Consider the following 22,279-nt stretch of genomic DNA (forward strand, 5'->3'; position numbering starts at 1 on the left):
GGATACTCACGAACGGCCATCGGCGTCGGAGGCGACACCCGCGCGCCCGTGCACGAAGCATGGCGGTGATGACCTTGCGAACATGGTCGACGCGCTGCGCTCCGAGCTCGTCCAACTCGTCGCCGGTGATGACTGGAGCCTGGCCGTGAGTGGTGATGAGCCGCTCAGCGGCACGAACATCGAGCTCGTCGGGACGCAGTGCCTGTGTTGGAGTAACGCCTGCGCAGGCGGTGCCGCCCTCGTATCGTCCGTTCCGGACATCCCGTGGAGCTGGCTCTACGTGATGGTGCCGACGCTGCTGGCCGCGCAGCCGAGCACCGGCCGCTCCTCCGCTGCTGACCGCGACCGAGGACGGACCTAACATCGTCCACATCACGGATGACCAGCCACACTAGATGCGGGCGGTCTTGTCGTATCGGGTGGCGATGCCGCGCCGCGCCACTGCTTGAGCCGATTGATGCAGCGCTCGACGGTGTTGCGCCGCTTGTAGGCGGTCTTGTCGAAGCCCGGTGGTCGTCCGCCGTTGCGCCCGCGCCGCCTGGATCATTCCGCGCCGACCGGTTGTAGCCTCGGCCCTCATGAGCTGGCTGCCTGACGACTTCGTCCACCCCGTCTACGTGCCCGTGCCCAACACCGCGCTTCACCTGCGGCCGATCCGGGAGGCGGACACCGCGCTCGACTACCCCGCCGTGATGGGCTCCCGAGAGCGCTTGTGGGAGATCTTCGGCCCGGCCTGGGCTTGGCCCAAGGAGACGATGACCTATGAAGAGGACCGCATCGACTTGCTGCGGCACGAGAAGGAGATAGCCGCGCACCAGTCGTTCAACTACGCGCTGCTGGACGAGGAGGAGACGGCGATCCTCGGCTGCGTCTACATCGACCCGCCCGAGCGCACCGGCTCCGACGGAGAGGTCTCCTGGTGGGTGGTGGACGACCTCGTCGACGGCGAGCTGGAGCGCGCGCTCGACGCGCTGGTGCCGCAGTGGATCGCCGCCGACTGGCCTTTCCAGCAGCCCCGTTATCTGGGCCGCGACATTGCCTGGCAGGACTGGCTCGCGCTGCCGCGCGCCTCGTGACACGGCCGAGGCGGTGCCTGGATCTTGTCTTTCAAGATCGTCTGATCGTTGTGTGGATGTGCCGTTGACGGATGCCCAGTGGGCGTGGATCGAGCCGTTGCTCCCTGACCGGTCGCCGCGTCGCTGGGGCCGGTGGCGCGATCACCGGCAGGTGATCGACGCGATCGCATGGAAGTACCAGACCGGCGCGCAATGGCGGCACCTTCCGCCGGAGTACGGGTCCTGAAAGGCGTTTACACCCGGCTACGCAACTGGGCGATCGACGGGACCTGGCAGAAGGTTCACCGCGTTGGTGTCCCGAATGGATGCCGAGGGCGAGCGCGAGTGGGTATTGGCCGTGGACTCCACAATCGTTCGCGCTCACCAGCACGCCGCCGGGGCCGTAAAAGGGGCGGGAGTAGGCGTCGAGCCGATCGACCACGCCCTCGGCCGCTCCCGCGGCGGCTAGTCCACGAAGATCCACCTCGCGGCCGATCCCCGCTGTCGGCCCCTGGTCCTGCTCATCTCCCGGGGCATTCAGGCGACGCTCCGCACTTCCCGCTGTTGATAGACGCCCTGCGGGTGCCGGGCCCGGTCGGACGCCCGCGCACCAGGCCCAAGGCGGTGCTCGCGGACAAGGCGTATCCGTCCAAAGCCATCCGCGCGCACCTGCGCCGCCGCGGCATCCACGCGATCATCCCGCAGTCGGCCGACCAGATCGCCGACCGAAAGCGGCGCGGGCGCCACGGCGGACGACCACCGGGCTTCGACAAGACCGCCTACAAGCAGCGCAACACCGTAGAGCGCTGCATCAATCGGCTCAAGCAGTGGCGCGGCGCGGCATCGCCACCCGATACGACAAGACCGCCCGCATCTACCAAGCCGCCCTGCACATCGCAGCAATCTTCCTCTGGACCAAGTGATCCAACAGACGGGCCCTAGCGCCGGCTGCCGCGCGAGAGTCTGAGAATGCGGTCGGGGCCCCCGCCGCGAAGCTGAGAGCCCCGTATTAACACGTAGACAGGTAGACAGCCTCACGTTCGGGCAGATCTGGGCAGTCGGACCTCCGTGCTCTCTCAGCTGGCGTGAAGGATCCGAAAGCGATCGGGTTCCGCCGGATCTCGATCAACGACTTGGATTGGCGTCCAAGCCCATTGCCAAACGCTGATGCCTGGCGTGCGGGAGAACTGGATCTGCCCGCGGGTGCCTTCGACTGCAACGCGCGGCCAGGCTTCGGCAGTGCGCGCCCGGTCCGCGCCGTGAGAGCGCAGCACATCGGCGAGGACGGCGACCGTGTCGTAGCCCTCGAAGGCGACGAAGGAGGGCGCTTCGGCCAGCCGCTCGCGGAGGGCCGTCGCGACTCGTGCACCGAGTGGGCTGAGGCGCTCGGGCAGGTAGCGCAAGAACGGGATCGCGGCGCTGTCGTCGCCCAGCAACGTCGCCCATTCGGCGAACTCCGGTTGCCCGGCCGGAGCACCAATCATGATCTCGGCGAGGCGCTGGTCGCGGCGGACAGACTTGACGATCGACACTGCCGGCTCCGGGTGGCCGACCAGAAGAAGGAGGGCTGTCGCGCGATTGTCGACGAGTTCGTCGCACACGGCCGTGGGGGCGAGCGCGCGCATGTCGAGTTCGATGACGGTGCCGCCGCGTGGAGCGAGGTAGTCCCGCAGAATGCGGGCCCCAGATGCCCAGTAGACACTCGACTCGGCTGCTATGGCGATTCGACTGTAGCCCGCGCTGAGGAGGAAGTCTGCGTAGATCTGCCAGCCGTGGGACTGCGCCGGGGCGAGGCGCGCGACCCATTCCGTTGGCTGTTCGGTGAGCGCGTCGAGAACCGCTGACGAGCAGAGGAACGGCAGGCCGAGGGCGTCGGCCCTGGCGGCAGCGGCGCGAGCGACGATGCTGTGATACTCCCCTGCCAAGACAGCCACGCCCAGGCGAGCCAATTCATCTACGGCCGCCGCGGCCCTCTGTGGATCAGCCGCGGTGTCTCGGACCACCAGCTCGAGTGGTCTTCCGACGATCCCGCCGGCGTCATTGACTTCGGACACGGCCAGCTTGAGTCCAGCGAGCAAGTGTTGGCCTGCCTCGGCCCAGCCAGGCCGAGTCAGCGGAACGAGAGCGCCGATCTGGACGGATGATCCGTCAGTCCGCTCCGCTCCAGGTGGCGATGGTGGCGTACTCATGCGTTGGCGTCTCCCGTATGACGATTCGGTTGCAGTTTGTCCGGATCGCAGAGTGGCACGGCCCGGTAGTACGCGTTCATCTCATCTCGCCGTGGCGGGCGCACCTGGGTGACCATGCCGCACATTGCATCCACCGCCATCGCCAACAGGCAACCGATTATTTGTTCGCTGAGCTGCAACTCCGCGGCGCCGCGGCCGAGGCGCTTCATCTCGTGGACGGTGAAGATGACCCGCTGGTGTGGGACGGCCTTCTTGATGGCGCGGGCGAAGTCCATCGCCGTCACGAACTCGGGCCGCACCTTGATCCGGGTGCTGATCCTCTCCGAGAAGATCGGGTCACCGCCCGCCTCGTGCAGGGCGTCGAGCCGGCTCTGGAGCTCCTGCTGGGCGGTGCTGCACCTGGCCGTAGCACACCCTCGTGGGCTTCGTCGCGGCCTCCGGCACGGCGGCGTCGAGGGTGGGGCTGCCGCGCTCACCCCCCTTGGACGCGTCGGCGTAGATCGTCTGGCAATCGTGCTGTTCCTGCAACCGGTGCTACGGGCGACCGCAAGGTCGTAGGCGCAGCGGCATTGCGAGCTCCTCGTTATCGAGGTGAGCGTGTGACGGTGAGCAGGAGCGGCGAATGGACGCCGAGCTGGGCGGCGGAGTCGGCGACGACCTCGGCCAGCCATCCGACCGCGTCACACGACCACTGGGCAAGCTCGCCGCGCAGCACCACGCCGTGTCGGGGCGGGCCGTTCCAGAGACTGTCGTCGAACGGCGGAGGGGGGACGTCGTCCCGACCAGCGATGTCGTGGGACTCGCAAACGAAAACGTCCTGGTCGAGGTGGCCGAGGTGCTCGGTGAGCTGTCTTGCGACGGCGGGGATCGCCGGGTCCCGGCCACTGTTGATGCTGACCTCTACCGGAGTCCTCGATCGCGGGTCGCGCTCAGCGAACCAGTGGGCCGTCAGGATCGAGGGCACGGGCGCGTACGGCGGCCGCGACGCGGGGTCGAGCCCCTGAACCGGCAGGAGGACCTGTACCGCGGACAGGTCCAGCGCGCCGGCCCGCGCTGACGCGTCCTCGGCGCACCGCAGGAAGGGCTGTACCGGGAGCGGCCGGTCGTCGGCCACCGCGCTGGCCTCCACCTGGAACCACGAGATCAGTCCCGCCGAAGCGGCGGAGGGGTGGTTCCACCCGGCGTCGTTCATGCCCCACAATCCGGGTGCGCGGACCATGTGGTCCTCGACGCCGCCCCCCGCCGACCTGTCGTCGAGCCAGCCCATAGCGAGCGACCGGTGGTAGAACAGCGAGTAGGCGTCGAGCTCGGGATCGCGCCAGGCGTGCGGGACCAGCTCGCCATACAGCGCAGCGAACATGGTGCCCGCGGTCCGACGGGCCGCGGGCACCATGCCTGGCTGTGCAGTGACATCGCGCTCCGGCACGCTGGGCCCTCTCTGGGATGCTTCGCAGCTGCGCCGGGCCTTCTCCTAGTGCACTAGTACACCCGGCAGCTGACGTCGGCCTGGCGGTACGGCCACTCGCCGGTGTCACCCTCATCGACCACATCGACGTCCACGTGGCTTCGCCAGGACGTCACCGCAGTGTTGTCGCAGTTTTTGCGTGCCACCGTACGGTCGCCGCTTCCAGCGTAAGGCCTGAGCCTCTTCTTCTCCGAACACGCCTTCTGTCGCCAGGAGTTGTCGGTGTACCACTCGTAGAGGCAGTTGCATACATCGGCACGGTCGTTGCTGCAGTTCCCCTTCTTCCACCATCCGTGACCGGACACGGCCACGCCGGTGCCGGATCGATGGGGGTTGTCCCTGCCGCTAACGGGTTTGCAGGCCAATGCCGCTTTCGTAGTCGCGTCAGTCACGTCCATGGGAATCACTTGGCCCGAGCGGTCCAGGTAGACCGCGGTCGCGTCAGCGCCCAACGGCGAGCCCCGATGCGCCAGATGCCCGGACGCCGACGGCGATCCGGTCGGAAACGCATCTCTGGCAGGGGCGGGTGCTGAGCTGCCAGGTGGCGGTGCAGACCGGTTCGAGATCTCCTGAGCAGCTGGGCCGCTACGAGCGGCCTGTCACGCTGGCACCACCTCCGCAGGCTCCGCCGGCGCCTTGGGAACGAGTACACCACTCACGTCCAGGCCCTGAATGTGTGAGGCTCTCGATGAACTGCCCGCGGGACAAGACACTCGCGCGTCTTCGCAGTGTCCTGGTCGCCACCGGAGCCCTACCGTCCCGCGACGAGCGTCTCGTCGCCCTGGAAAACTGGATCACCGCGACGGTTCAGAGCCGACCCCAGAAGTCGGGGTCGGGGTTGGTGCACCGGGTGCACAAGGGCGTCTCGAAGGTGCCGCTGCGGGTCTGGGCGATGGCTCCGCAGCCGCTGCAGGTCGCCCATCGCTGCTGGCAGCGAGTGCACCAGTCGGCTGCAGACGGCGCCGACCGGTCGCACCCCGACTTCCCGACGGGCCGCACTGCGCAAGCTGCCGCCCAAGGACGACTGCCATGTCACCGCCGCGGTCAACTTTCTCGACTGGCTGTCCAGCCACGGCCGGACACTCGGAACCGGCACCCAGCGCGACCTGGAGACCTGGGGCTCAGAAACCGAGGCCGGCTACCGGGAGGAGACGGGCCACTTCGTCCGCTGGTCCGTACAGCACCGACATGCCCAGGGACTGACCTATGGCATCGTCCGCTGACCGGCCCCACTAGCACCATCGACAGCGAGAAGCGATGGACAGACGCCCGGCGCCTCCTCCACGACGACACGCTACCCACACCAGACCGCATCGCCGGCCTGCTCCTGGTCCTCTATGCCCAGAAGATCGCCACCATCTGTCGACTCACCACCGACGATGTCCACCTCGGCGAGAGCCACGTCGAGATCACATTCGGCACCTCGCCAGTCATCTCGCCAGTCATCATGCCCGAGCCCCTGGCCGATCTGATCCGCAAACTCGTTGCCACTCACCGCGGCAAAGCCAAGATCGGCACACCCGAGGACGTGCCCTGGCTCTTTCCCGGCGGCCGCCCAGGCCAGCCCATCGGCGATGACCAGTTCGCCCTTCGCCTGCAGAAGATCGGGCTGCAGCCCCGACAGGACCGCTCCACCGCACTGTTCGCCCTCGCCGCCGAACTCCCCGCTGCCGTCCTCGCGCGGATGCTCGGCGTCCACATTCAGGTCGCCGTCCAATGGCAGAAGGCATCAGCAGGAGATTGGGCCGCCTACGCGGCTGATGTCAGCCACCGACAGATGAGGAAGTAGCTCATGGACATCCGACAATGCCAGGAAGAAGATCTTGAACTCCTGGAAAGGCACATACCCTCGCCCGGGCAAACTCGACGCCACGCGATGCGGTTTGACAAGCAACAGCAAGGTCTCAGCACCTTCCTGGTCGCCTGGTCCAACGGAATCCCCGTCGGGTCGGCACAGATTCTGTGGCAAGGGTGCACAGCACCCGAAGTACACAAGTGCTTCCCCGAATGCCCTGAACTGAACGGCCTGGGGGTCTGGCCACCGCAACTGCGATCCCAGGGCATCGGGACGGCCATCATCCGCGCAGCGGAATCCCACGCCCGCCGCAGCGGGCACGACCAGATCGGCCTGGGCGTGGACGACCAGAACCACCGCGCAGCCGCGCTCTACCTCCGACTCGGTTACCGGGAAACCGGCTGCCACTACCTCGACCGCTACCACTACATCGACGACCACGGCCTGCGCCACGAGGTCGCCGCCCCTGCACGGTTCCTGATCAAGCGGTTCACCGAAGAGCCAGGTTGACTGCGACCAGCCGACACCCGCACCAGGGACGCGGCTGCCGCAAGCGCCCTATTCAGACGGTTCCAATACCCGACTCCACCATCAGCGGTCTAGCCCGCCGAGACGATCGAGGCCCACCGGGCGTTCATCGCCCGCCGCCGAGCCACTCGCCCCAGCGAAGAGTACCCCGACCGAGGAGGAGCGGGACGCTTTCCTCGCCTACTTCGAGAAACGGAAGGTGTCCATCGGCACCTGCGCACGCGCCTTCGGAACCCCTTGCATCCATGAGCATGCTTGTGTCAGATGCTCACTCCTACGACCGATCCGACCCAACGGGCACGGCTCGTCAACATCCGCGACAACCTCATCGCGCGCATCGGCTCGGCGAAATCGAAGGACTCCAGGTCAGCCTCGCCGGCGCCGAAGAGAAACTCGCCCAGCTCGACAACTTCATCGCCTGCCGCAAGGCGACCGTGAACCTGGGCATGCCTGCGTTCCCCGACATCGTCGGACGTCACGTCACCGCCGGGCTGCAGGCTGCCACCCACGCACCTCCCAAGGCCCATAATGTCGGAGATCTCGGATCACGGAGGACTTCATGAGCGTCATGGACGCCTACCTCGCCGCCGCGAGCCAAGCAGCATCACTGCTGCGGACTCCGGAAGTTGACGCGGCATGGGAGCGGCCCAGCGCGCTGGCCAAGATGACGGTCGGCGGTCTGGCCGGCCACCTCGCCTATCAGATCTTCAGTGTCAGCTCGGCCTTGGAAGAGCCCGAGTCGCAACGGCAACCGATCCCGTTGCTGGAACATTACGCGCGAGCAGCCTGGATCGACGCACCACTCGACGGGGAGGTCAACGCTGGCATCCGAGGGAAGGGCGAGGGCATCGCATCCGAAGGAGCGCTGTCGTTGGCCGAGCGCGCCCGCACCGCGCTCGCTGAGCAGCAGACCAATCTTGCTGGGTGTTCAGGCGACCAAGCGGTGTTCATGCCGCAGACGGGATGGACGCTACGTCTTGACGATTTTCTAGTCACGCGGATGTTGGAGGTCGCCGTGCACATGGACGATCTCGCCGTCAGCGTGGGAGTCACCACGCAAGATCTCCCGGACGCCGTCTTCGACCCCGTGCTCGTGCTACTGGCCCGACTCGCCGCTGGACGGCACGGCCAAGCCGCGCTGCTAAGAGCTTTGACCCGCGCGGAGCGAGCACCCGCGGCGATCAACGCTATCTGACCGACCTCAACACACAACGCTGATCACTTCATAGTTCAGATAAGCCTGCGTTCGCTGCCCCGTTCTTATCGTGAATCCCACTGAACGGCCTCGGCTTGAAGAGATTCGGAACAACCGGCACGCTCGGATCGACGAAGCCGTGGAACATGTCGGTCAGGTGCTTGTTCGCGTAGCGCAGCCACCGGGCCTCCGAGTGGTACCCGAGCAGGGCCTGGGCCACAGCAAGACAGACGAGTTCGGAGTCACTGAGCAGCGGGGGTCTACCGAGGCGCCGGGTTCCTCCAATTTCGTCGTCGATCTTCACGTAGAGTGCGGTCAGGAGGGTGTTCAGGTCTGTCGTCACACACGGATCTTGGACGCCCTCTGCCCGCTCTGGAGGCCGAACCGCAGAGCCACGCGTCGTTGCGCTCGGTGGGACTGCGTAGCCATTGCAGAATCGAGGTCGGCACCAAGGTGGAGGCCGAGTGAAGTGCCCTGACATGTCGCACGGTGCGCGACTGACCGCCCATAGTGCCGTCTCCACATCCCTGGCCTTGTGCAGTGATCGCGCCCTGCGCGAGCTCCTGGACACGGCCGTGCCGATCGGATCCGGCATCGGCGGGAAGTCGGCCCTGCTGGAGGTCGCCGGAACCCCGGTCTTCGTGAAGCGGGTGCCCCTCACCGACTTGGAGATGCAACCTGAGCACGTCCGGTCCACGGCGAACCTGTTCGAGCTGCCCGTCTTCTGCCAGTACGGCATCGGCACCATCGGCGGGCCGGGCTTCGGGGCCTGGAGAGAACTCGCCGTGCACACCATGACGGCGAACTGGGTGCTCGCGGCGGAACACGAGGGCTTCCCCCTGATGTACCACTGGAGGGTGCTGCCGGACTCGACGCCCCTGCCCGAGGAACTGGCCGACATCGAACGGGCTGTTGCCTACTGGGGCGGCGGATCGCAGGTGCGTCGCCGGATCGAGGCTCTCCAGCAATCCTCGGCGAGCGTCGCGCTGTTCCTGGAGTACATACCGCAGAGCCTGCACCAGTGGCTGGGCACTCAGATCGAAGCAGGCGACGAGGCCGCCGACCGGGCCTGCGCCATGGTGGAGAAGAACCTGGAAGCCGGAACCTCGTTCATGAACGCGCGGGGGCTCCTGCACTTCGACGCGCACTTCGAGAACATCCTCACCGACGGCCGGCGCCTCTACTTCGCGGACTACGGCCTCGCGATCTCCTCCCGCTTCGAGCTGTCACAGGACGAGGCCGACTTCTTCGACCGGCATCAGGCCTACGACCGCTGTTACACCGCCACCTATCTGGTGAACTGGCTGGTCACCGCTCTGTACGGGTACCAGAGGGAGGACCGGGACGGACGCTACGCGCTGGTGCGCGAATACGCAGAGGGCAAGCGCCCCACAGGAATCCCAGAGAAGGCCGCAGCGATCATCGCCCGGCACGCGCCGATCGCTGCCGTGATATCGGACTTCAACCGCAAGCTCCAGCGCCAGAGCAGGCAGACCCCGTACCCGCTGGAGGAGATCCGCCAGCTTGGCGGGATGTACAGCTCCTCCATTTGCTGACGGACGCCTGGAGGCCAGCACTCGACATGGATCAGTCACCCTACGTCGGCCTCCAGCAGCACCCCAGGGCACGACGCTGGCCCGACCACGCGCGCATTCAACATCAAACCCGCGCAACAGCTCGGACAATGGATCACTCGGGCGCCCCGTTGCCGCATCCGTGACCACCGTGACCATGCCCGAACCAGGCTTGCGCTCCGCCGCCTGGGGTCGCACGCCTCCGGTCCCGCACCGTGACCATCGCGCCGTCGTCCCGTCCACGGGGCAGACGTACCCCTCAGTTCGGAACGACGGTGGTCATGCGCGCTGCCCGAACCTCTCGTAGCCGACCAGCCGCACGCACGTGGCCAGGCTGGCGATGGCCTGCTCCAGCTCCGTCAGGTCCGGGTAGCTGGGGGCGATGCGGATGGTGCGGTCCCGCAGGTCGTCGCCATGGGGATGAGTGGCTCCCGCGGGCGTCAGCGCGATCCCGGCCTCGGCCGCCCGGCGCACCACCTCGCGGGCGCACCCCTCGAGGACGTCGAGGCAGATGAAGTAGCCGCCCCTGGGGACGGACCAGGTGGCCAGGCCGGTGCCGCCGAGCTCCTCGGTGAGGATCCGTTGCACCGCGTCGAACTTCGGCCGCAGCAGCTCGCGGTGGCGCCGCATGTGCGCGCGCAAGCCCTCGGCATCGCTCAGGAACAGCGCGTGGCGCAGCTGGTTGACCTTGTCGGGACCGATAGAGCGCTTGGCGCTGTGGCCGAGTAGCCAGGTGATGTTGGCCGGGGAGGCACCGAAGAAGGCGACACCGGCACCGGCGAAGGTGATCTTCGAGGTGGAGCCGAAGACGAAGGCCCGGTCGGGGTGGCCGCTGTCCGCGCAGGCCGCGAGGAAGTCGGCGATGTGCACCTCGTCATCGGTCAGATGGTGCACCGCGTAGGCGTTGTCCCAGAAGACCCGGAAGTCCGGTGCCGCCGTGGGCATGGCCGCCAGCCGCCGCACGGTCTCGTCGCTGTAGCACGTGCCGTCGGGGTTGCTGTACTTGGGCACGCACGATGCCCTTGACTGCGGCGTCCTCGCGCACCAGACGCTCCACGACCGTCATGTCGGGGCCCTCGGCCGTCATCGGCACCGGGATCATCTCGATGCCGAACCGCTCGCACAGCGCGAAGTGCCGGTCGTACCCGGGGACGGGGCACACGAACGCGATCCGCTCCTCGTCCGCCCACCGGAGCCGCGATCCGGGGAGCGTGCCGAGCAACGCGTGCACCAGGCAGTCGTGCATCAGTTCCAGGCTGGAGTTGCCGGCGGCCACCAGCTGCTCAACTGGCACTTGGAGGAACTCGCTGAAGATCTCCCGGAGTTCGCGCAGGCCTTGCAACCCGCCGTAGTTGCGGCAGTCGGTGCCGTCGGCGGTGGCATGGCAGTCACCGGGCAGCGCGAGAAGTTCGGCGGACAAGTCGAGCCTGGCGCGTGGACGGCTTGCCGCGGGTGAGGTCCAGCAACAGGGCGCGCTCGACCAGTGCGGCGTAGTCCCGCCGCGCCGCCTCCAGGCGCTCGATCAGGGCGTCGGCGCTCAAGTCCGTTGAAATCATGGGAACTTCCTTGTCATGTATGACTTCCTGTGCTTCATCTTGGGCGTGATGCCCGTGCGGTTATGCAATGACCTCAGCCATGGAGATGGCCACCTGGTACACGGCTGATAGCCCCTCCCTCTGTGCCGCTGTGTCGTTGGGTATCGCCGTCAGCGAGTGATTCCTCATTGCGGTGATCCACACCGGTCACGGACCATGTTGCACGTGGAACAGTCCAATCACACTATTGACTGCGGAGAGTTCATGTCGCGTCGCTGGAGGCCACGGGAGGACTTCGAGGTCCTATTCCGGCTGATCGAGGAATCACTCGACCATCTGCGGCCGTGGATGTCCTGGGTTGCCCACCACAGTCGCCGGGCTGCGGCGGACTTCCTCGCCAACTGCGGGCTGGAGTGGACCAGCGGTCAGGCATACAACTACTCAGTCAGCATCGATGGCGTACCGATTGGTGCCTGCTCCCTGATCCGCACCACCGAGCCTCAAGGCCGGGAGGCGGGGTACGGTTGCATCCAACCGCCGCAAGGCGAGGGGTTGCTACAAAGACAACAGCTGCTTTGACGAGCGATGCGTTCAAGTGTCCCGAGGTCGAATACGTCGAAATCGTGCATGACGCAGCGAATGCTGCAAGCGGCGCTATTCCCAAGCGCCTCGGTTTTACCGAGGTCAGACGCATGTCGGCGCGAGAACTGCTCCTGGCCGCATCTGAGAGCGGTACGGATGTCGTCTGGTGGTTGAGTCGGCCCTCCCCGATCTTCTAAGTCGGTGCGGCCCGAGTTCAGCCGTACGTGGGCACAAACTGCGGGGCTCGGGCCAATCAACAACCAGGGCCAGCATTCCGCAGGTGGTCGGCCGCGATGCGCGCCGTCGGGTCCAGGCACCAGTCCAGCACTGACGGCCAGGGCCCGTAGCCGTCCGGGATGGACACGTGCCCGGCGCCCGCCAGCAGGTTGACGTCGCAACCGAGCGGCTGGCCGAAGGACTCCGTGGCGCCTTCCGGGCAGCAGGGATCGTCGTCGTCGGCGACGATCCGGGTGTATTTGGCGGCGGCAGAGAGCTGAGCGGCGGTGACCGGCGGCGGGGTGAACTCCGCGACCTCCCCGTTCCGTTCCAGGAAGCCCGGGGACGGTGGGGCGACGAGGAGGACCCGGTCGACAGGCACCGGCACGGCATCGCGGGCCACGGCGTGCAGCCACAGCGCGCAGGCCAGGCTGTGGCAGATAACGATGCGCTCCCGTCCGTGCAGCCTGCTGAGTCGGGTGCGCAGTTCGGCCAGCCACCGTTCCAGGTCGGGGTGCTCCGGGTCGGGTAGTTGGGGATAGTCGACCGCGTGCCCGAGGCCGGTGAGCCGGTCGGCCAGCCAGTGCTGCCAGTGTCCGGCGGGTCGGTGGTTCTGCCATCCGTGGAGCAGCAGGAAGCCGCGTTCGGTCGAGGTTTCGGTCATGGATCCTCGCATTCAGAGGGAGCGGCCGGCCGGAGGCCGGGAATGGGGGGCGCCGTGAATGAAGGGTGGCCACTCAGGTCTGCAGCGGTTCGGCTGCGACCAGCCCCTGGCGGATGAGGGTGGCGCAGAGTGTGCGGATCGTTGCTGGCTCGCGGGTGTTGCCTGGGGCGGAAGCGAGTTCGCTGAGGGTGGGGGCGCGCCGCCGAGCAGCGCACACAGGATGGGCTGCGCCGAAGAAGCGAAGGTGTAGATCTGCCCGTTTGCGGTGTTTTGGGCCGCATGGCCGCGGTCGTTCAGGAGAGCACGGGATGCGAGCCACCGCAGCCGGAGATCGGTTTCGGCGGGAAGTTCAGCGTCGGCCTCGGACCAGGGAAGGGAGGGGTGGCCGCGAGAGGGTGCCTGCGCGTCGCGGAAAGCCCGGAAGCGCGTGAGGGCTGCGGGTGAATCGAGTTCGTGGACGAGCAATTCGATCAGCTGCTGGTCGATCGAGGCGAGCAGTTCGTCGATCGCGTCAAGCACCAAGGTGGCACCGTCCTTGAGGCACTGGTTCAGATCGCTGTGGCGGAGCCGGAAGTGAGAGTGCCCCGTACCAGGAAGCAACCCGTAGCGCTCCGGGGGAATCAGCTTCCCCGCCTGAGCCGACCGGAGGCGGGGAGCCTCGAGCCGGTGCCGACGGAGGATCTCGTTGAGGCGGACCAGGGCAGTAGATGCGTAAAGCGGCCCGGGTGCCGTGGAAGACTTCCATTTTTCGCCCCCCACACGGCGTTGAGGAAGTTCTCAACGCCGTGGGGAGCGACGAGGTCTGCAAGGGCAGTCATCGTCGGGTGATCAACTCGTCAGGCCAAGTCGAGGAGCCACGCGAGGTCGCCGACCTCGTTCTCGACGCGGTCCTGCGGAGTGTTGACCGGCTCGACCGACAGCAGCAGCTCGTAGGTTTCAGGGGTGGTGGGCACTGGCTGTTCCTCCGTTCCTTCCCTGGATGACGGTGCTCCGGCGCGCCGTCAGGGATGCCGGGCGGGGAGTAGTTCGCCGTCTTCGGTCGACTTCAACGAGACGGCAGTTCGTGGTCGGGCGGAGTCGGATCCGCTATGCGTTCCGCCCGCGGTGGCTCGCGTCTTCCTGGGCAGGAAAGCCTCTGATGATGTTGAGGTCCGCGTAGACGGTGGCACGGGACACGCCGAGGTGTTCAGCGACCACGTTCGCCGCTCGAGGCATTCGGAACACTCCGCGGCTCTCCAATGCTTTGACGACTTCGAGGCGTCCCTGCCGGGTGTCATGGGCAAGAGGGCGTCCCAGCCGTTCCTCTTCCTGGCCGATCACCGTCACGATCACGTCGCGAATGTCGTTGGAGAACAGCGTGGTCGTCGTTGCTGTTGTCTCCGGTTCCCCGATGAGATCAGTCATCGTCGCGATGGCCAGGCGCAGCTCAGTGATGTCGAGATTCACGCACAGGGCGCCGACGACGCGACCGGAGTGCCGCAAGAGCATCGTGGAGCTCTTAATGGTCCGCCCCTCTGCAGTGCGGGTGATGTAGTTGAGCTTGTCCTCGGCGGCGTCCCCCTGTGCGAGCAGTTCCAGGCCGATCTCGCTCATTGCGCCGCCGACATGCCGGGACGTGACCGAGCCCGCAATCGCCACGACGCTGGTTTCCGGTCGCCGATAGTCGTGCAGGACGATCTCGCAGTTGGATCCGAAGGTCGCGACGAGGCCCTCGATGACCGGCTTCAGTGCATCGAGCAGCTGATCGGCAGAACCACCACCGCGCTCGGGGTCTTTCTTCCGCGCCATCACCGCCACCTCCAGGCCTGTGCGGACCCGACTCAGACTAGTTGTCCAGATAGCTGGACTTCAAGTCTTGACTATTGTCTGAGGGTTTGGACACTCTGTCTTGATCGGGACGGGAGTTCTGAACGCCCAACTCGTGCCCGAGGCCGATCAGGGGTGAGGGGATGTCAGACCCCTTGACGGTGATGTGGTGACGGAACGTCGCCCGGCGCCGGGCCGACGTCGCTGATGGCGCACGTCCCGTGCGCTGGATCCGCTCTTGGCACTGGTGAGCGCAGGCCACTGTGGCCCCTGTGGCGGGCGCGCATCCGGCGGTGTCACCGACCCAGCTTCCGATCAGGCCCTTCGACATCGCTGATGGAGAAGAACATGACCGTTTCCAACATCACGACGACCGCCCCGCTCGACACCCTGGCGCTCCGATGCACCGCCTGCGGTCGCTCTCACGCCCTCGAGGAGCTCGCCTGGCGCTGTACCAACTGCCAGGGCGTGCTGGACCTGGCCGGCTTCACCTCCGTGATGCCCGACGCCTACACCCTCGTTGGACGGGGGCCGACGCTGTGGCGCTACGCCGAGTCGTTGCCCGTCGCTGAACCCACCGGCATCATGTTGGGGGAAGGCATGACCCCGTTGGCGCCCGCCCCCGGACGACTCGACATCATGCTCAAGGTCGACTACCTCATGCCGACCGGCTCATTCAAGGACCGCGGAGCGGTCGTGCTGGCGGCGCTGGCCCAGCAGCTCAAGGTGTCTCGGATGGTGGCCGACAGCAGCGGGAACGCGGGCACCGCCATCGCCGCCTACGCCGCCCGCGCCGAGACCGCCTGCGAGATCTACGTACCCGCGGCGACCTCCGCGGGAAAGATCGCGCAACTGCGGGCCTACGGTGCCACCGTCCACCAAGTCGAGGGTTCACGTGAGGACACCGCCGCCGCGGCGACGCGGGCGGCCGACGAACCGGATGTCTTCTACGCCAGCCATGTCTACAACCCGTTCTTCCTGCACGGCACCAAGACCTACGTCCTTGAGCTGTGGGAACAACTCGGCGGCTGGCTCCCCGACACCCTGGTGCTCCCCGTCGGCAACGGCACGCTCGTGCTCGGCGCCCATCTGGGCTGCCGGGAACTCTTGGAGCAGCGCCTGATCGACCGGCTACCAAGGATCGTCGCGGTGCAAGCCGCCGGCTGTGCCCCCCTCGCCAAGGCGATCGGCAGGGGCCTCACCACTGGCGTCGAGGTCGCCGGCGGCCAGACCATCGCCGAGGGCATCGCCATCGCCCGCCCTGCCCGCGGCGCACAGATCCTCGCGGCTGTCCGCGACACCGGCGGCACGATCGTCACCGTCACCGATGATCAAATCCGCGCCGCCCACGCTGCTCTGGCCCGGGCAGGGCTCTACGTCGAGCCAACCTCCGCGGTTTGCTGGGCAGCCCTGCGTGCCGGCCTGGTCGAGCCCTCGTCCCAACCGGGCCGGGGCCGCATGCGGTCGTGCCGCTGTGCGGAAGCGGACTCAAATCCAAGCCTCCTGCCGACCAGCCGGTCTGACCCATCACCGACCACCAACCGACCACCAGGGGAATCCGCATGCCCGGCACGCCTGCCGAACCAGCTCGCTACTCCGAAACCATGCACCCGTACACGCCAGCGCGACGAGCCGGCGACCTGCTATTCATCTCCGGCCAACTCGGCGTCGACGCGCACGGTGAACTGGACGGCGACATCGCTTCCGAAACCCATCAAGCCCTCGCCAACCTGCGGGCCTTCCTAGAACTCAACGGCGCATCCCCCACTGATGTCGTGAAGATCAACGTCTATCTCCACGACATCGCCGACCGGCACCAGTTCGATTCCACCTACACTGACTTCTTCGCTGAGCTTGTCTTTTGACTGGTCCGCCGGGGTTTGGTGCCGACCTTGTGGTGGGTGGGCCGTTGGTAGGGCTGGCCGGTGGCGAGGACTCTGCCCACGTCGTGGCGGGTGGCCGGGTGCCGGTTCTTCGAGCCCGGCGGCCGGCCAGGGCCGGGACGGCAGGGTTTGGGTACACCCGCTGGTGAGGCGGCCGTCGAACGGAGGTTTCTGAACCCCCGCCGGACCGGGCCGGTGTGAGGCGTTCGGGCGATGCCGGTTTCTCCCAGGGGTGCCGCAGGTCCTGGACGAGCGGCCGGGCGAGCCGGAGCTGGGTGTGGGTGGCGATGACGAGCCAGGTCCACCGGTCGGCGGCCTCGGGGCTGCGGAGTCTGGGGGCGGGCCAGCCGAGTGTCTGCTTCATCATGCGGAAGGTGTGCTCGACGTCGAAGCGTCGGAGGAACACCTGCCAGCAACGGTCGACGTCGGCCGCGGTGGCGCCGGTCTTGGACCGCCACAGCCAGATCGGCTTCGGGTCGGTTCCGGAGGGCAGGTGGGCGACCTGGAGGCGGATCACGGTGCCCTCGATGATGGGCAGCTCGGTGGTGTGATCGAGCCATGCGGCCCGGCGGGTGAGCCGTGGATGGAGCCGGTCCCAGGCCCGAGCCGTCGCCTTCCCGCAGAGCCGGGTCTCGCTGTTGGTCACCACGTGCTCGTCGCCCCAGGTGTCCGGCTGGCCGAAGACGAATTCGCTACCGTGCTTGGGCGGCCGACCGCCCTTGGGGTCGTAGACCCGGGGGGGCGCATCACCCGGTCGGACCGCGTCCGGCCCAGGATCTCGATGGGCAGGTCGGCCAACAGGTGAGCCGGTCGAGGGGCGTCGTAGCCAGCGACCACGATCAGGATGTCCGGATCGCCGTCCTGCCACCGGCCCGCCGCGATAACACACGCTCGACAACCTCCCGGATCTGGACGGTGGTGACGGCCGCGACGTCGGCGCCGGGCGCCAGACGACGGCGTCCAGGATTGCGGTCCATGAGGTCCGTCCGGTCTCCAGGGCCGCCACGATCGAGTAGGGCCAGCCCGGGAGCATCAGGTGCTTGTTGTCGCCGTAGCCGTAGGTGTGGCAAAAGGACCGGTCCAGGGCGGTGTCCGCGTCCGGGCGGAGCCACGGTGACACGTCGACCGCGAGGACCAGGCGGCCGTCGGCCGCCTTCGGCAGCGGAACGGAGACCAGGGCCCGCCGCAGCCGGCCGACGTCCAGCCGACCATGGTTCAGCCCCGCATACAGCGCGCCGTGCCCACGACGGTGTTCTGGGACGAGCGCCAGGCCGGCCATCGTTTTTCACCGGCCCGTCCTGGCACAGCATCGCGTCCGTGAGCTCGAACAGCGCGTCCGCCCGCGCTGTCAGGCACGCGTACAGCTCCGTCCGGAAGTGTGACAGCAGCCCGAACGGTCCCACTGGGCGTCGTAGTGCAGCAAACTGATCCCCCGGCCTTCGTCTTGATCCGGTGCCTCTGTGGCGGAGCACAGGATCAAGCGAAGGCCGCCTCCATGTCTGGCAGTTCCCACCCCGAGTGATCAAGTTCGACGGACTATTCGACCCGCGGGGCTGACAACGCACCAGCATCCTTTGTGATCAGCTGATGCCGTGGAAGCTATATGGACAAGTGCCGTAGCGGTTGGAGGCACGCTCATGGGGGCCGTGATCACGCACATCTTCCAGCGCCTCGCGTCCAAACGCAGTGAGCTGTTCGCGCGGTCCGAAGCGCTCCGGCAGGAGCGCATAGCCACGTACAGTTCGTTCGCCGCAGCAGTAGAGGACTACCGCCATGGCCAGGCAGACCGCTGGTACCGCAAGCAGCAGGACCCTGACGGAGATGCCTTCATCACGGCACGTGATGAAGCACACCGCCTCCGAACAGTGACACGGCAAGTGCTCTATCGAGTCAAGTTGCTCACTGATGACCGGGAAGTGATCCTCGCGGCCGAGCGGGCCTATCAGTGCACGCGGGACGTGTCGACTGCGCAGCACCGGGCGGAGCGGGACGCACTAGACGCCCAGGCGAGGCACGCAATTGAAGCGTTCGTATCCCATGCTTCGCCATTGATCCGTTGAACTGCCAGCAGACGTTCCGAGATGCTGATTGAGCGAGTCTGGGCCGAGGTGAGACTTCCCAATCAGGAAGTCAAGCGGCGACCGTGACTGGTGGTGCAGCTTGATAGCACGCTCCGTCGCGGATCATGGCCCACAGAACGCTGGCTCTACGGCGGGCGAGAGACAGCACGGCCTGCTTGTGCCCCTTGCCCTCGGCGCGTTTGCGTTCGTAGTAAAGGCGTGAGGCCGAGCAGGTCCGTAGGCTGGCCATGGAGGAGAGGTAGAAGGCTCGCAGGAGGCCGGTGGTAGCGGCGGGGTCGGCGCATGTTGCCGCTGACGCGGCCGGAGTCGCGCGGCACGGGTGACAGGCCGGCGAACGCCGCCAGCCGGTCGGCGGTGCCGAAGGCTTCCATGTCGCCCCCTGTGGCGGCGATGAATGTGGCTCCGAGCATGGCGCCCATGCCGGGCAGGCTTCGGATCACCTCGGCGTGCGGGTGTTCGTGACAGCGGGCCTCGATGAGGGCGTCGAGCTCGGCGATCTCCTCTTCGAGGGCCATCACCCCCTTTGCGAGGCGGGCCACCATCGTGGTGGCCAACTTCTCGCCGGCAGCGCGGTGTGCTGGGCCTGGGCCGCCTCGACGGCGGCCTGGGCGAGCGTGGCGGCGCCTTTGACCTTGCGGTTCTTCAGCCAGGTCTCGATGCGCTTGGCACCGCTCCGGCGGATGGCGGCCGGCGTCTGGTAACCGGTCAGCAGCAGGACCGGCCCCTTGTTGGTCAGGCTCAGCGCGCGCTCCAAGACCGGGCAGATTTCCAGGAGTTGTTCCCGGAGCCGGTTGATTTGGCGGGTGCGGTCGTTGACGAGGTCAGTGCGGCGCCTGACCAGGATCTTGAGGTCGACGGCTATCTCGTCACCGGGCCCGAGCACGCCGAGGTCCTTGCGCATACGGGCCTGGTCGGCGATGACGAACGCGTCTTTGGCGTCCGATTTGCCCTGTCCCGGTACGCGGCCGATGCCTGGTGGACGGCGAGGCCGGTGAGGTAGACCATCGGCTGGCCGTGGCCAAGCAACAGGCCGATGAGCAGGGCGGCACCGCCGTGGTTGATGTCGACCGCCCGCATCGTGTCCTCGGAGAGCGCGAGTACGTCGCCGATCAGCTCCAGCAACGCGTTCTCGTCGTTGAGCACCCGGCGCGACCGCAGGCGCTGGCCGTGGGCGTCGATCACCACGCAGTGGTGGTGTCCTTGCCGATGTCCACCCCGGCCTAGATCTCGGGCACGGTCACCTCCGTCAGCTCGTCGTCGCAGCAGTCGCGGAGACGACCTCGCCGACGTTGTCCTACACAGCGATCGAGTCGCGTATCCCAAAGAGCGGTCGAGCCGTCGCGGGGCTCCGGGCGGCCAAGTCATTTGAGCCATCGACGGCGACAAGCTGACAGCCATACCCAGAGCCCCTGGGCCCGACGATCTTACGAATGACAGCCTCAGACCCACGCTAGTGCCGCATCAGGCAACGTGACCCTGTCGACCACGCCGCGTAGCCGTTCGTCGGCGGCGTGCTTGTTCCGCCAGATGATGTAGCGGCGGATCATGCTGCCCTGCTCCTTGTGGCTGGCGTGGTCGGTGCCGTCCAGCGCGAAGTAGCGCACGGGCAGTGAACTGGGCCTCGATGCGGTTCAGCCACGAGATGTTCGTCGGGGTGTAGGCGAGCTCGACGTTGTTGCCTGCGGCCCAGTCGCCGACCCGGGTGTCCTTCTTCGTGGTCAGGTGCGGGGAGAAGTTGTCGAGCACGATCGCGATCCGGATCTCCGGCGGGTAGAGACTGTGCAGGTAGCGGCAAGAACTGCAGGAACCTCGTCCGGTTCTTCTTCGGCTTGATGTGGCCGTAGAGCCTGCCCTTGCCCAGGTCGTAGGCGGCGAATAGATGCCTGACCCCGTGCGGGTGGGTGTAGGTCGCCCGCCGGCGGGGCCTGGGCTCCCGGTCGGGGTCCTTGTGCTTCCCGCCGCGCTCGGCCCACTGCCGCCCCGGGTGGGGCTGGAGGTTGAGCGGGCCGAACTCATCCAGGCAGAAGACGACGTCAGGCTCGCCGTCCTCGGGTATCACCTCGCCGTCGGCGATGGCGTACAGGTGCTCGACACGGGCCTTCTTGGCGGCGTAGTCGGGATCCCGGGAGGTCTTCCAGGTCTTTATGCGTTGAAACGCCCTCGTGGCTGATGTCGTCGAACACCCCCTCGGCGACCAGGAAGTCGGCCAGCTTGGCCAGGCTCCAGGTCGAAAACGGCAGACCGCGCTCGGCCGGCCGGGACTTGGCGATCTTCTTGATCTCGCGCCGCTCGGGCAGGGTGAACATCCTGGGTCGGCTGCCCTTGTACTTCGGGTATAGGAGTCGAAGCCGTCGGCGTTGAAGTTGTGGATCATGTCCCGGACCCGGTCCGCGCTGGTGAACGTCACCTCGGCGATCTTCGCCACGGGCATGCCCTGTGCGGACAGCAGCACCATCTGCGCGCGCCGCCAGGTCACCACCGACCCGCTGCCTCTGCGGACGATCCGCAACAGGCGCTGCCCCTCGTCGTCATCGATCTCGCGAACCCGTACTCGTTCTGCCACCCAGACAGCCTGACGAGACCGCGCCGTCCGGACCAGCATCCGAACAGCGCGTCACGTCACCACGAGCAAAGCCTCTCTGACCCGGCACTACTCACCGTGAGGGAGTCGGTAGACGGACACGTGGGAGCGCGACTCGGCGGTGAATTCGGCACCTTGCCAGTCGGCTTGCCTGGACTCCAGCTCAAATCCGGCCAGCTGGTCCATGAGATCGAGCTCGGCAGGCCAGATGTAGCGGTGCGGGCTGCGAAACACCCGTGCCTGCCCGCCGTCATCGAACCAGAAGTGGTGGGAGACGACTTGTTGGCGCAGGACGTCGTAGGTGTCCAGGCCGATGTAGTCGGCCTCGGATTGCCAGACCACGGCCTGCTGACCGGGTGGAAGTTTGCGGACCTCGGGGACCCACAGCTCGATGGCGAACCGTCCGCCCGGTGCGAGGTGGCGGGCAGCGTTGCGGAAGCACGCGACCTGCTGGGCCTGGGTGAGCAGGTTGGAGATCGTGTTGTAGACGAGATAGACGAGCTGGAACGTGCCTGGGGCGCTGGCAGTCGCCATGTCGCCGACGACGACCGGGATCGTCGCGTCATCCGCTTTCGCGCGCAGTTGGTCGATCATCGGCTGCGACATCTCAATGCCGGCGACCGGCACTCCTCGCTGCGCGAGCGGGACGGCCAGGCGGCCGGTTCCGACAGCGAACTCGAGTGCTCGTCCCCCGTCTGCCAGTTCGGTGAGGCGGTCCAAAGCCGGTTCCAGAACCTCTGGCGCGAACATGCCGGTTCCGGGCGTGTCATAGCTCTGGGCAGCTTCCACGCCCCAGATCTCCTCCTGTCGCATGCCGTCCACGATCCCCAGAGCGAGCAGCGATGTCGACAGATTTTCGGTCCTGCACCATGGATCCCTTCTCCCCGGTGCCGGTGTGCTGGCGATCTCGGGCACGAGCGCTCGGGGTGCCGAATTAGCCCCAACCGGCAGCCCCTGTCATCGTCAAGTCCAAGGGGCAAACGTTGCCTGATGCGGCACTAGGTGTGTTGTCCGGGGACGTTGGTGACAGACGACACGCCTTGAGTGGTCCTTGAATGGGGCGAGGGCCTTCTGGTTTCGGTGTGGATTGCGACATCTCTCACCGGTCCACAGGAGGCCCTCGTTGTCCC

General features: G+C 67.0%; 19 protein-coding genes and 7 pseudogenes. 12 read left to right on the forward strand and 14 right to left on the reverse strand.

All coding sequences use genetic code 11. From position 1 onward, the window contains the following. The first annotated feature begins 82 nt into the window (after positions 1–82). The gene (locus tag ACTWQC_RS22990; RefSeq protein WP_443317676.1) at positions 83–361 is read left to right on the forward strand and encodes a hypothetical protein; all 279 of its coding nucleotides are present in this window, start codon (positions 83–85) and stop codon (positions 359–361) included. Positions 362–391: 30 nt separating this feature from the next. On the opposite strand, the pseudogene ACTWQC_RS22995 reads toward ACTWQC_RS22990, so the two are convergent. Next, positions 392–531 (reverse strand): annotated as a pseudogene (locus tag ACTWQC_RS22995) (IS5/IS1182 family transposase); the annotation flags it as partial. A gap of 47 nt (positions 532–578) precedes the next feature. On the opposite strand from ACTWQC_RS22995, the gene ACTWQC_RS23000 reads away from it, so the two are divergent. Then, a complete protein-coding gene (locus ACTWQC_RS23000; protein WP_443317677.1) occupies positions 579–1,076 on the forward strand; it encodes an N-acetyltransferase in 498 nt (165 codons plus the stop codon). Between the two features lie 52 nt (positions 1,077–1,128). Continuing rightward, positions 1,129–1,978: pseudogene (locus ACTWQC_RS23005) on the forward strand (IS5 family transposase). 153 nt (positions 1,979–2,131) lie between these two features. On the opposite strand, the gene ACTWQC_RS23010 reads toward ACTWQC_RS23005, so the two are convergent. From ACTWQC_RS23010 to ACTWQC_RS23025, 4 genes are all read right to left on the reverse strand, one after another. After that, the gene (locus tag ACTWQC_RS23010) at positions 2,132–3,244 is read right to left on the reverse strand and encodes an ABC transporter substrate-binding protein (protein WP_443317678.1); all 1,113 of its coding nucleotides are present in this window, start codon (positions 3,242–3,244) and stop codon (positions 2,132–2,134) included. Then, positions 3,241–3,915: a recombinase family protein gene (locus tag ACTWQC_RS23015; RefSeq protein WP_443317679.1), complete on the reverse strand. Its 675-nt coding sequence runs from the start codon at positions 3,913–3,915 to the stop codon at positions 3,241–3,243. Before ACTWQC_RS23015 ends, ACTWQC_RS23010 begins: the two co-directional genes overlap by 4 nt. Next, a complete protein-coding gene (locus tag ACTWQC_RS23020; RefSeq protein WP_443317680.1) occupies positions 3,828–4,604 on the reverse strand; it encodes a hypothetical protein in 777 nt (258 codons plus the stop codon). Before ACTWQC_RS23020 ends, ACTWQC_RS23015 begins: the two co-directional genes overlap by 88 nt. Before the next feature lie 1,399 nt (positions 4,605–6,003). After that, complete coding sequence (locus ACTWQC_RS23025; protein ID WP_443317681.1) at positions 6,004–6,426, reverse strand: hypothetical protein; 423 nt, start codon at positions 6,424–6,426, stop codon at positions 6,004–6,006. A 75-nt stretch (positions 6,427–6,501) separates the two neighbouring features. Here ACTWQC_RS23025 and ACTWQC_RS23030 point away from each other — a divergent pair, with 75 nt between their 5' ends. From ACTWQC_RS23030 to ACTWQC_RS23040, 3 genes are all read left to right on the forward strand, one after another. Then, positions 6,502–7,014 carry a GNAT family N-acetyltransferase gene (locus ACTWQC_RS23030; RefSeq protein ID WP_443317682.1) on the forward strand — a complete coding sequence of 171 codons (513 nt, stop codon included), beginning with the start codon at positions 6,502–6,504 and terminating at the stop codon, positions 7,012–7,014. A gap of 263 nt (positions 7,015–7,277) precedes the next feature. Continuing rightward, positions 7,278–7,595, forward strand: coding sequence for a hypothetical protein (locus tag ACTWQC_RS23035; protein WP_443317683.1), 318 nt, complete (start codon positions 7,278–7,280; stop codon positions 7,593–7,595). Beyond that, entirely contained in the window at positions 7,592–8,227 is a 636-nt protein-coding gene (locus ACTWQC_RS23040) for a maleylpyruvate isomerase N-terminal domain-containing protein (RefSeq protein ID WP_443317684.1), read from the forward strand. The genes ACTWQC_RS23035 and ACTWQC_RS23040 overlap by 4 nt, the downstream gene beginning before the upstream one ends. A 142-nt stretch (positions 8,228–8,369) precedes the next feature. Here the strand turns inward: ACTWQC_RS23040 and ACTWQC_RS23045 are convergent. Next, positions 8,370–8,570, reverse strand: a pseudogene (locus ACTWQC_RS23045) (IS982 family transposase); the annotation flags it as partial. 136 nt (positions 8,571–8,706) lie between these two features. Between ACTWQC_RS23045 and ACTWQC_RS23050 the strand changes: the two are divergent. Next, a complete protein-coding gene (locus tag ACTWQC_RS23050) occupies positions 8,707–9,783 on the forward strand; it encodes a protein kinase family protein (protein ID WP_443317695.1) in 1,077 nt (358 codons plus the stop codon). 297 nt (positions 9,784–10,080) lie between these two features. On the opposite strand, the pseudogene ACTWQC_RS23055 reads toward ACTWQC_RS23050, so the two are convergent. After that, a pseudogene (locus ACTWQC_RS23055) lies at positions 10,081–11,357 on the reverse strand (aminotransferase class I/II-fold pyridoxal phosphate-dependent enzyme). Between the two features lie 204 nt (positions 11,358–11,561). Between ACTWQC_RS23055 and ACTWQC_RS23060 the strand changes: the two are divergent. Beyond that, positions 11,562–11,915, forward strand: coding sequence for a hypothetical protein (locus ACTWQC_RS23060; protein ID WP_443317697.1), 354 nt, complete (start codon positions 11,562–11,564; stop codon positions 11,913–11,915). Further along, entirely contained in the window at positions 11,861–12,115 is a 255-nt protein-coding gene (locus ACTWQC_RS23065) for a GNAT family N-acetyltransferase (RefSeq protein ID WP_443317685.1), read from the forward strand. The genes ACTWQC_RS23060 and ACTWQC_RS23065 overlap by 55 nt, the downstream gene beginning before the upstream one ends. A gap of 56 nt (positions 12,116–12,171) precedes the next feature. Here ACTWQC_RS23065 and ACTWQC_RS23070 read toward each other — a convergent pair whose 3' ends face one another. From ACTWQC_RS23070 to ACTWQC_RS23080, 3 genes are all read right to left on the reverse strand, one after another. Further along, entirely contained in the window at positions 12,172–12,798 is a 627-nt protein-coding gene (locus tag ACTWQC_RS23070) for an RBBP9/YdeN family alpha/beta hydrolase (protein ID WP_443317686.1), read from the reverse strand. A gap of 12 nt (positions 12,799–12,810) precedes the next feature. Next, positions 12,811–13,317 carry a hypothetical protein gene (locus ACTWQC_RS23075; RefSeq protein WP_443317687.1) on the reverse strand — a complete coding sequence of 169 codons (507 nt, stop codon included), beginning with the start codon at positions 13,315–13,317 and terminating at the stop codon, positions 12,811–12,813. A gap of 567 nt (positions 13,318–13,884) precedes the next feature. Continuing rightward, positions 13,885–14,586, reverse strand: coding sequence for a helix-turn-helix transcriptional regulator (locus tag ACTWQC_RS23080; RefSeq protein WP_443317688.1), 702 nt, complete (start codon positions 14,584–14,586; stop codon positions 13,885–13,887). A gap of 354 nt (positions 14,587–14,940) precedes the next feature. Between ACTWQC_RS23080 and ACTWQC_RS23085 the strand changes: the two genes are divergently transcribed. Both ACTWQC_RS23085 and ACTWQC_RS23090 read left to right on the forward strand, forming a co-directional pair. Then, a complete protein-coding gene (locus ACTWQC_RS23085) occupies positions 14,941–16,350 on the forward strand; it encodes a threonine synthase (protein ID WP_443317689.1) in 1,410 nt (469 codons plus the stop codon). Continuing rightward, positions 16,254–16,469, forward strand: coding sequence for a RidA family protein (locus ACTWQC_RS23090; protein WP_443317696.1), 216 nt, complete (start codon positions 16,254–16,256; stop codon positions 16,467–16,469). Before ACTWQC_RS23085 ends, ACTWQC_RS23090 begins: the two co-directional genes overlap by 97 nt. Here ACTWQC_RS23090 and ACTWQC_RS23095 read toward each other — a convergent pair. Then, positions 16,436–17,890: pseudogene (locus ACTWQC_RS23095) on the reverse strand (NF041680 family putative transposase). The gene ACTWQC_RS23090 and the pseudogene ACTWQC_RS23095 sit on opposite strands and share 34 nt — an antisense overlap. A 234-nt stretch (positions 17,891–18,124) precedes the next feature. On the opposite strand from ACTWQC_RS23095, the gene ACTWQC_RS23100 reads away from it, so the two are divergent. Then, entirely contained in the window at positions 18,125–18,547 is a 423-nt protein-coding gene (locus tag ACTWQC_RS23100; protein ID WP_443317690.1) for a hypothetical protein, read from the forward strand. Between the two features lie 70 nt (positions 18,548–18,617). On the opposite strand, the pseudogene ACTWQC_RS23105 reads toward ACTWQC_RS23100, so the two are convergent. From ACTWQC_RS23105 to ACTWQC_RS23115, 3 genes and pseudogenes are all read right to left on the reverse strand, one after another. Further along, positions 18,618–19,782 (reverse strand): annotated as a pseudogene (locus ACTWQC_RS23105) (IS110 family transposase). A 225-nt stretch (positions 19,783–20,007) separates the two neighbouring features. Beyond that, positions 20,008–21,131 (reverse strand): annotated as a pseudogene (locus ACTWQC_RS23110) (IS630 family transposase). An 87-nt stretch (positions 21,132–21,218) separates the two neighbouring features. Continuing rightward, complete coding sequence (locus tag ACTWQC_RS23115; RefSeq protein WP_443317691.1) at positions 21,219–21,962, reverse strand: class I SAM-dependent methyltransferase; 744 nt, start codon at positions 21,960–21,962, stop codon at positions 21,219–21,221. Between the last annotated feature and the right edge of the window lie 317 nt (positions 21,963–22,279).

The organism is Streptomyces sp. 8N616 (assembly GCF_052246385.1).
Classification (GTDB): domain Bacteria; phylum Actinomycetota; class Actinomycetes; order Streptomycetales; family Streptomycetaceae; genus Streptomyces.

Coding starts and splice junctions, on each gene's coding strand:
- ACTWQC_RS22990 (WP_443317676.1), top strand. CDS start 83: ATGGTCGACGCGCTGCGCTCCGAGCTCGTCCAACTCGTCGCCGGTGAT.
- ACTWQC_RS23000 (WP_443317677.1), top strand. CDS start 579: ATGAGCTGGCTGCCTGACGACTTCGTCCACCCCGTCTACGTGCCCGTG.
- ACTWQC_RS23010 (WP_443317678.1), bottom strand. CDS start 3,244: ATGAGTACGCCACCATCGCCACCTGGAGCGGAGCGGACTGACGGATCA.
- ACTWQC_RS23015 (WP_443317679.1), bottom strand. CDS start 3,915: ATGGCTGGCCGAGGTCGTCGCCGACTCCGCCGCCCAGCTCGGCGTCCA.
- ACTWQC_RS23020 (WP_443317680.1), bottom strand. CDS start 4,604: ATGTTCGCTGCGCTGTATGGCGAGCTGGTCCCGCACGCCTGGCGCGAT.
- ACTWQC_RS23030 (WP_443317682.1), top strand. CDS start 6,502: ATGGACATCCGACAATGCCAGGAAGAAGATCTTGAACTCCTGGAAAGG.
- ACTWQC_RS23035 (WP_443317683.1), top strand. CDS start 7,278: ATGAGCATGCTTGTGTCAGATGCTCACTCCTACGACCGATCCGACCCA.
- ACTWQC_RS23040 (WP_443317684.1), top strand. CDS start 7,592: ATGAGCGTCATGGACGCCTACCTCGCCGCCGCGAGCCAAGCAGCATCA.
- ACTWQC_RS23050 (WP_443317695.1), top strand. CDS start 8,707: ATGTCGCACGGTGCGCGACTGACCGCCCATAGTGCCGTCTCCACATCC.
- ACTWQC_RS23070 (WP_443317686.1), bottom strand. CDS start 12,798: ATGACCGAAACCTCGACCGAACGCGGCTTCCTGCTGCTCCACGGATGG.
- ACTWQC_RS23080 (WP_443317688.1), bottom strand. CDS start 14,586: ATGGCGCGGAAGAAAGACCCCGAGCGCGGTGGTGGTTCTGCCGATCAG.
- ACTWQC_RS23085 (WP_443317689.1), top strand. CDS start 14,941: ATGGAGAAGAACATGACCGTTTCCAACATCACGACGACCGCCCCGCTC.
- ACTWQC_RS23100 (WP_443317690.1), top strand. CDS start 18,125: ATGGGGGCCGTGATCACGCACATCTTCCAGCGCCTCGCGTCCAAACGC.
- ACTWQC_RS23115 (WP_443317691.1), bottom strand. CDS start 21,962: ATGCGACAGGAGGAGATCTGGGGCGTGGAAGCTGCCCAGAGCTATGAC.